Annotated in this window: 6 protein-coding genes and 1 pseudogene; all 7 read right to left on the reverse strand. The window is 35.4% G+C overall.

Annotation, left to right across the window (positions count from 1 at the left end; all coding sequences use genetic code 11):
- Positions 1-122: 122 nt before the first annotated feature.
- Entirely contained in the window at positions 123-1532 is a 1410-nt protein-coding gene (locus G558_RS0110860; protein ID WP_028830179.1) for an RNA-binding domain-containing protein, read from the reverse strand.
- A gap of 331 nt (positions 1533-1863) precedes the next feature.
- Positions 1864-3381: pseudogene (gene murJ, locus G558_RS13150) on the reverse strand (murein biosynthesis integral membrane protein MurJ).
- 188 nt (positions 3382-3569) lie between these two features.
- Positions 3570-4826 (reverse strand): Fic family protein, encoded by a 1257-nt coding sequence (locus G558_RS0110870; protein WP_028830180.1) that lies wholly within the window; start codon positions 4824-4826, stop codon positions 3570-3572.
- 402 nt (positions 4827-5228) lie between these two features.
- Positions 5229-6341 carry a DNA-processing protein DprA gene (gene dprA / locus G558_RS0110880; protein WP_028830182.1) on the reverse strand — a complete coding sequence of 371 codons (1113 nt, stop codon included), beginning with the start codon at positions 6339-6341 and terminating at the stop codon, positions 5229-5231.
- A gap of 10 nt (positions 6342-6351) precedes the next feature.
- Positions 6352-6708, reverse strand: a complete 357-nt coding sequence (locus tag G558_RS14390) for a magnesium chelatase subunit ChlI family protein (protein ID WP_242825235.1) — start codon at positions 6706-6708, stop codon at positions 6352-6354.
- Entirely contained in the window at positions 6680-7585 is a 906-nt protein-coding gene (locus tag G558_RS13155) for a YifB family Mg chelatase-like AAA ATPase (protein WP_051188659.1), read from the reverse strand. Before G558_RS13155 ends, G558_RS14390 begins: the two co-directional genes overlap by 29 nt.
- Positions 7586-7918: 333 nt before the next feature.
- Positions 7919-8136 (reverse strand): zinc ribbon domain-containing protein (locus G558_RS13765; RefSeq protein ID WP_084502891.1); only part of this gene is annotated, 218 nt, incomplete at its 5' end.

Genomic DNA, 8136 nt, shown 5'->3' on the forward strand with positions numbered 1-8136 from the left:
CCATCTTTCTCAAGCTTAAATCTTTATCTTTTCTTTTTTCAGTTACGAAATCTCCAAATTTGTCAGGATTCATCCGTATTCACCTCCTTGTATAAACGCGTGTATGCTTTCATAATCACATTTTATCTGTTAGAAAAATATTTTTGGTTTCTGCTTGTTGGCTTGTCAGGAAGGGTCATTTCGAGAAGACCTCCTTCAATTAAAGGATTCAGTATTTTCTTTCTAAAATGACCTCTATTATTAAGCCCCATAAACTCTTGCATCTCTTCCCTTGTTCGTGGAGTTCTGCAAAACTCCAGTAACCCTTTAATATCCTCATTATCTTGGTTGGTATCTTGGTTGGTATCTTGGTTGGTGTCTTGCGCGGTCAAAGGAATAATCGTCTTAAACACGTCTCCCTCGATAAATTCAGGATCTGCACCAGAGTAGATTTTGCTGTACTTATAGATATTCCTGACTCCTGAGCCAAGCTCGTCAACCCATCCAATCTCTTTGAAGAATTTTGCAATCTTTGGATTCTTAGGATAAGGTGAAAAGTCCTCCGGATCAATGATTCCATTGCCATGAGGCTTATTTCCATTCTCAGTATAAACTTTATTTTTTTCTATGACCATTTTTGCGGGGAAGGGATTAGAGAATTCTCTATGAATCAATAAATTAGTAATGGCTTCCCTGAAAATCTTATCTCTTATACTTATCCTCTGAGTCCCCTCGAGATAGAATTTGTCATTGAGATGTTTAGATATAAACTGCATCAGTCTTTCATAACTTCTTAATAGATTAACCCTTATGTCATCTCGATCATCATACCGATCAAGGTTTTCACGTCTCAGAATAGCATCTGTTCTATAGTGTGGAAGAGCTGTTTGTATCATAAGTTCACTGCCAAAAATCAAAATTCCGGCAAGAGTAATACCTTGTTTGCCTGTACTCTGATCCTTTAAATACATTCCAGCGCTCTTCAACATATCGATATTGTCCATTGAAGACCATGGGTGGTCTGGTCTCATATTTCCAACCGTTTTTCGAACCCTTGAAAACAACTCCTCCTCCAGCTCATCCATGTCCGCATACGGAAAAATCCTATTTTCCGTATATGTGCTTTGTTTTCTCATGTACAATCCAGACACAAGATTTGTATTATTGGTAATGTCAAAATCTCCGTCTTCGTTTCGATCAAAGATTTTCCCCTTACAACGATGCACCTGAGAGCTCTCTGGGATGTTAATATACAAAATCGTCTTCCCATCTACTTCGACATCTTCTACTGCCAAGTAAAAAGCAGGATTGAGAGTTTGTGGATTATTAAGCGATGTAACAAAATCTTTTTTCAGCTGATCTACAGAATCTTTATCGACGCCTACAATATCACCATTATCCTTAACACCTAGGAATAGATGCCCGCCATGACGATTCAAAAATGCGCATACCGAATCATACACATCCTTATTCAACTTCTTTTTACTCTCTTTGAATTCTACAGTGACGCTTTCGCCACTACTGATTATTTTTTTTAAACTTTCTATCTTCACTTGCAACACCTCGTTTACGCCAAAGCATGACGCCATAATTATTTTATAACTAAATTATCCAACTCTCTAAACTCACTTCCATAGATTTCACCTCACCTTTAGCATACCACAGTCATTAGTATTGCCGCAGCAAAGCTGTCTGCCTGCCCCTTCTTTTGTCTTCGAGGGTACTACTTTCAACAAGAAGGGTCCCTTTTTTGTAAGGCCTTTTAACATATACGTCCGGCGAATGTTCCAGCATTCCGATATAAACGCGTGTATGCTTTCATGATTACATAATATCAAAAAAAATATTACCTGTCAAGATAGATTGGTAATATTTCGTTTAATTTTAATTTTTTCTCAACTTGTCTTTTACAATGTTTTTTATTATATCAACTTCCTCTATCTTCATAAAGTAAATAACTCCAATATATGAAATCCCGCCTACAATAATAGCCATCATAAGCGCGAGGTTGCTTCCAATCATCGAATGTAAATATCCAAAAGAAATCTTTGCAAATATCCCCATAAATGCAGAAGCAAAAAGTATTTTTATAAATGATATTATTATCTGCTTCATTCCAAATGGACCTATCTTATTGCGAAGACTTATAAACAGCAATATCGTAGTAAATATAGCAGATATGGAGGTAGCCAGTGCAAGCCCGCCTATACCCATGTAACGGGAAAGTATAATATTAAGTATAATGTTTAGCACCATACCCAAAGCCGCGTTGATCATAGGAGTTTTTGTATCCTGCCATGCATAAAACACCCTAGATACAATCTCACGAAGCCCAAAAGCCAGCATACCCAGCGAATAGTAAAACAAGGCCGTAGATGTCATCTGAATGGCTTCAAGACCAAAAGCACCTCTGCCAAATAACAAACTGACTATCTCTGTGCTAAACACCATAGATCCAACCATAAGCGGAAATACAAACAGCATAATCATATTTATAGAATCTCTAAGCGACTTCTTTATCGCCTTAAAATCCTGTTTAGCTGCATAAGCTGAAATCATTGGATATATTACAGTTATAATCGAACTGACAAACAGGCCCTGTATAAACAGATTAAGTCTTCCGGCATAATTTAATGCCGATATTCCACCCACCGCCACAGATGAAGCAATCGTCCTGTCCACCAGAGTATTTACCTAGTTTACAGATATACCAATAACCGCTGGTAGCGCAATATAAAATGTTTTTATTATATTTTCGTCTTTAAAGTCTATAAATGCTTTATATTTAAAGTTTTCTTTCCTTATAAAAGGAATCAACATCAGGAATTGGGCCGCAGTAGCCAGTAACGTGCCATATACAAGAATTATATAATTACCATTGTAAGCAAAAAGAATAGATATAATTATAATTATGTTAAGCGGAAACGGAATCAGCGCCGGAACTATATAATTGTTTCTTACCTGCAGGTATCCACTGAAAATTGATATCAGAGCCGAAAAATACATCCCAAACAGACTCACCCTGGTGAATTTAATGGTCATATCCAAAGTATCCCCAGAAAATCCCAGCGCGAATACCTTTACTATCTGCTCAGTAAAAACAAGCCCTGCAACGAGAATAACCGTCACCATTACAAGGTTTATGTTTACAAAATTATTAGTGAAATTGGTTCCTTCTTTTTCTCCATACTGCGAAACGATTCTGCTCTGCATCGGTATATATGCCGTCACAATACCGATTGATATGAATCCAAATATAACACTTGGAATAGTTAGAGACACCAAATAGGCATCACTGATGCCAGCAGCTCCAAAAAAATAAGAAAGGAACAGATCTCTTCCCAGTCCTAAAAACTTTGAAAATATTGTTATTATCATGATAATAAATGCGGTTTTTTTCATAATATTATACCTTGGCCGTTATTTATAAATTAAAATGATTTAAATGCTGAAATGAGTATGTTTTTTTGGAAGTGGCCTTAGATTCGACTTCTCAGGTATGCACATCAATCTCGACCCAAGTTGCACGTCCCCATATGACCGTCCTGTAAATCATCTTTTAAGTTAGTGACAGGCACCGTATCTTGAAATTATAATTTATCCAATCTACTGATGATTTCTTTTATGTCATTAAAATTATACAAATATTTTTTCCCTGATTTTATTTTTTTAAAAAAACCAAAATCAACTAATATCTGCAAATCTTTACGAGCTGTTTCGGTTGTTACTTGATATTTCTTAGTGTATTCTTTAATATCAATATTACTTTTAGTTCTTTTAAGAAAATAATTTAGTACTTTTTCTTGACGAGCATTTAATATCACGTTTTTCATCTCAATTGATTCAAAAATAATTTTTTTGCTAAATTGATTTAAATAATTTTTCCTAATCTCAGAAATTGTATCTATCAGAAGTTTCGTATAGAAATCAATAAAATAAGTTACATCACTTTCATGAATTTCACAAGTTCTAATTGATTCATAGTACCTACTTCTATTATCTACAAGAATCTTAGAAATAGAAAAATATTTTAGAAAATCATATCCATTTCTAATTAGATACATATGCATAAGCGCTCTTGCTGTTCTTCCATTTCCATCAAAAAAAGGATGAATATAAACAAAATAATAATGAATTATGCATGCTTTCACAATTGGATTAGTGTTGTCTATTCCATTAAAATATTCTATTAAACTCTCCATCATTTCTTGAATTTCATTTGAAGAAGGTCCTTCAAATACAAGTTCATCTTTCTTATTTCTAACCTCCACATCACCAGTTCTATAACCACTACAAATATCTTCTTCTTCAATTGTTTCATTCGTAAGGATTTCCCAAATTGAGTAAACAATATCATGTGTTAGTTCTTCTTCTATATTATCCATTGTGTACTCTAAAGCTCTAAAATTATTCAAAATCATTTTTTCACTTTTATTTTTAGGTTGTTTATTATTAATAATCATATCATGAGCTCTTTTTCTTGTTGAATACGCACCCTCAATAACAGATGAACTAAATGCCTCATCTATTAATGAATCAATTAAGGCCGATTCTTTTATATCATCTGGAATTATATCCTCTATTTTATCACGACCTAAATTTTCTATACAATCAACATACTCTCTAGATTCTTTCGTGTAATTGAAAAATAGATTCCGTTCTTCTTTATCTAAAAAAACCAAATTTTTCCCAATAGATTTTCTGAAATCTGAAAGTTCTTTCCAAAATTCATTGATGTCTATATTTTTAAACTCTTTCAAATTTTTGTACAATTTAGCTATTCGGATTTTTTCTAATGGTAGATAGTTATTTTCTGTATAACTTCTTAGCAAGCCAATATTGTCCATAATGTCCCTTCTTTCTAATTTATTGCAATTTTGTTTCTATTTTTCTACCATTATATTTCAAATTATTTATTTATACAAGATACAAATAATTCATGTTGCTAAATATTCGCGACATCTATAACATAGATTGGTATAATCTGTAAAAAAATAAGAGACCCCTGATTTAATTGCCAGGATCTCTGTTGTAAAATTGATTCCTTCTTTTTCACCACACTGCGAAACGATCCTGCCCTGCATGGGTATGTATGCCTCACAATACCGATTAATATGAATCCAAATATGACACTTGGAATAGTTAGAGACACCAAATAGGCATCACTGATTCCTGCAGCTCCAAAAAAATAAGAAAGGAACAGATCTCTACCCAGTCCCAAAAACTTTAAAATGAGTATGCTCCTTTTACTAATTTGCTACATATTTTCCGCCTGCAATCTCTCTGATAATTCCCTCCAGGTCCATGACCGATATAGGCTCAATCAATTCCAATTGGTCAATATCAGTTTCTCTGGCTATTTCTTCTATTGTTTTTGCCATATTTGTAATAGTTAGTACTATTCTTTCTTCGATCGCAGTCAAATCACGTTTTTCTGCTCTTTTCTGATTTTTTTCTCCAGTTTCAGAGATTACCGATTTAATCAAATTTTCAATGTTTGAAGATGATAAATCGTTTTTTATAAGCAGCTGAGATGGATTCAAATATATATTCGCCCCTTCAGAAATCAGTTTATTGCTCCCTTTTCCGCTAATACTGTAAATTTCATGTGGTGGAACAAATATCTCCCTTCCCTGAAGCTTTCCAAGCTTGGCTGTAATAAGAGCTCCGCTATTTTCTGCTGCCTCAACCAGCAATATTTTTTTACTCCAACTGCTTATGAGGGCATTTCTTCTCGGAAAAAACTCCACTCGTGGCCTGGTCCCAGGTGGATACTCCGAAATTACAGCCCCATTTTCAATTATCGCTTCCATCAAGCCTATATGTTCATTTGGATAACAGATATCCACCCCATTTCCTAAAAAAGCAATCGTATATCCATCATTTTTTAAGCAAGAGGTATGAGAGTATCCATCGATTCCCTTTGCCATGCCACTTATTACAGGGATATCATTGTGTGCCAGAAATTCCGCAGCTGTAACTGCAATTTGTTTCCCATATTCAGAACATCTTCTTGAACCTACTATAGCCACTCCTTCTATCTGTGGCCTGATATTTCCCTTATAATATAACAGCGTTGGTGCTTCATTATAATCCTTAGCCAGGCTTGGATAAAGCGGTTCATTATATGTAAGTACTTTAATGTTTTTCTTATATGTTTCTTCCAATATCCGATACGCCTTATCTAACGACCTTGCTGAAACTATATTTTGAGCCAAGACTTTACCAACACCTGTTACCGACATCAGCTCCTCTTCACAGGCCTGATAAATCAATTCAGGAGTTTCGAATCTATTTAATAGTCTTTTTTCTATAACAGGCCCCAATCCCTTAATTTGTCTCAACCAAATCCAGTACTCCATGGCATTCCTCCTATAGAACAGTCATTATGGTTCTGTCTTTTTCTAAATCCCTTGACATCAACGCCGAAGCTACATCTTTCTTTCTAATCTTATCTGAAGCTTCCATATCTGCAAATGTCCTTGCTACTTTAAGATACTTGTGAAAAGTTCTTGCACTGTATTTAAATCGCTCATACGCCAGCTGTAACAGCCTCTGTCCATCTGATTCCAGCATACAGTACTCCTTAACCAGGCTATTATTCATTTGAGCATTACAGTTAACCCCATTTATATTTTGAAATCTTTTCTTTTGAATCTCTCTTGTGAATTCTACTCTTTCCCGAAGTTCTTTTGAGGTTCTACCCAGTGAATAATTTGTTAAATCCATAAAATCCACAGGGACATGGATTCATAGCTGCTGCAAGCATAAAACTTGCAGGATACGTATTAGTGTATTTTACCCTTGAAATAGTTACTTTCTGATCCTCCATTGGCTGCCTTAAGGCTTCGAGAGTCTTCTTCCCAAACTCAGCAATTTCATCTAAAAATAATACTCCATTATGAGCCAGAGAAATTTCTCCAGGCGTAGCATCATTGCCTCCACCTATCAATGAATTAGTAGAAGCATTATGGTGGGGCGCTCTAAATGGCCGCTCAACGACTAACCCCTCTTTTTCCCTGAGAATTCCTGCAACACTGTATATTTTAGTCACCTCAAGAGCCTCTTCATCTGTCATGCTTGGTAAAATTGTTGGAATACGCTTGGCTATCATGGATTTTCCACATCCTGGACTTCCAATCATTAACAAATTATGTCCTCCAGAAGCCGCTACAACTATATATTCTATCAATGCATCCTGTCCCTGAACATCTTTAAAATCAAGCTGATATTCATCGTCCCGCTTCTCATTGAAGACATGCTTATCAGGAACCGGCGTATACGCTCTTTTCCCTTCTAAAAATTCCACCGTATGTATCAAAGAATCAAATCCAAAAATATTTATTCCCTTAACAAGAGAGGCTTCCCTGACATTATCGATTGGCACTATAATGTTTCTAATTCCAGCTTTTTTTGCCGCTATGGTCATAGGTAAAATACCTGCGCAAGATCTCAGACTTGCATTTAGAGATAATTCCCCGACATAACAATATTCTTCAGTTTTAGAAAGCTTAAGTTGATTTGTCTCTAATAACAGCCCCAGGGCAATAGCTAAATCAAAATGCGAACCACTTTTTTTCAAATCGCTCGGAGCTAAATTAATCACAATTTTCTTTTGTGGAAATACATATCTGCTGTCAGTTATTGCAGCTTCAACCCTTCCACCCCTGATATTGCAAAACTTTTCACAATAGAAGCCATTTTATCCTCCTTAGCCTTATCAATCCTTACTGTGAATTTTGAATACTGCCACATCGCTTATCGAAATACTATCTCCAATTTCTTTCATAGTATATCTGGATTTCATTGCAAATTCTTTGAACGCTCCCTCCACCTATAGATGTGGGGGATTCTTGGGTAGGGCAAACCAATATTCGCTAATGTACCAAGCTATCTCCACAGTTCCTGCGGTTGTTTTGTATGACAACTAAGCAGATTACTAAGTTAGCAATTGCTGCAGTCCTTTATTCAAAATATTAACAGCTGCATTTTTATCACGTTGATGATTCTCTCTGCAGATTGGACAAGTCCATTCTCTGATTTTCAGGTCTTTGACAAGCGAGTTTTTATAGCCACAACCTGAACATATCTGTGAACTTGCAAAATTTCGTGGTACAGAAACTACTGTCCTGCCATACCATTTTGCTTTATATTCAA

It is taken from the genome of Proteocatella sphenisci DSM 23131 (genome assembly GCF_000423525.1).
In the GTDB taxonomy this organism is placed as follows: domain Bacteria; phylum Bacillota; class Clostridia; order Peptostreptococcales; family Filifactoraceae; genus Proteocatella; species Proteocatella sphenisci.

Bases quoted from the DNA above. Each gene is read 5' to 3' on its own strand.
- G558_RS0110870 (WP_028830180.1), bottom strand. From the start codon at position 4,826: ATGGACAATATTGGCTTGCTAAGAAGTTATACAGAAAATAACTATCTA.
- dprA (WP_028830182.1), bottom strand. From the start codon at position 6,341: ATGGAGTACTGGATTTGGTTGAGACAAATTAAGGGATTGGGGCCTGTT.
- G558_RS14390 (WP_242825235.1), bottom strand. From the start codon at position 6,708: ATGGATTTAACAAATTATTCACTGGGTAGAACCTCAAAAGAACTTCGG.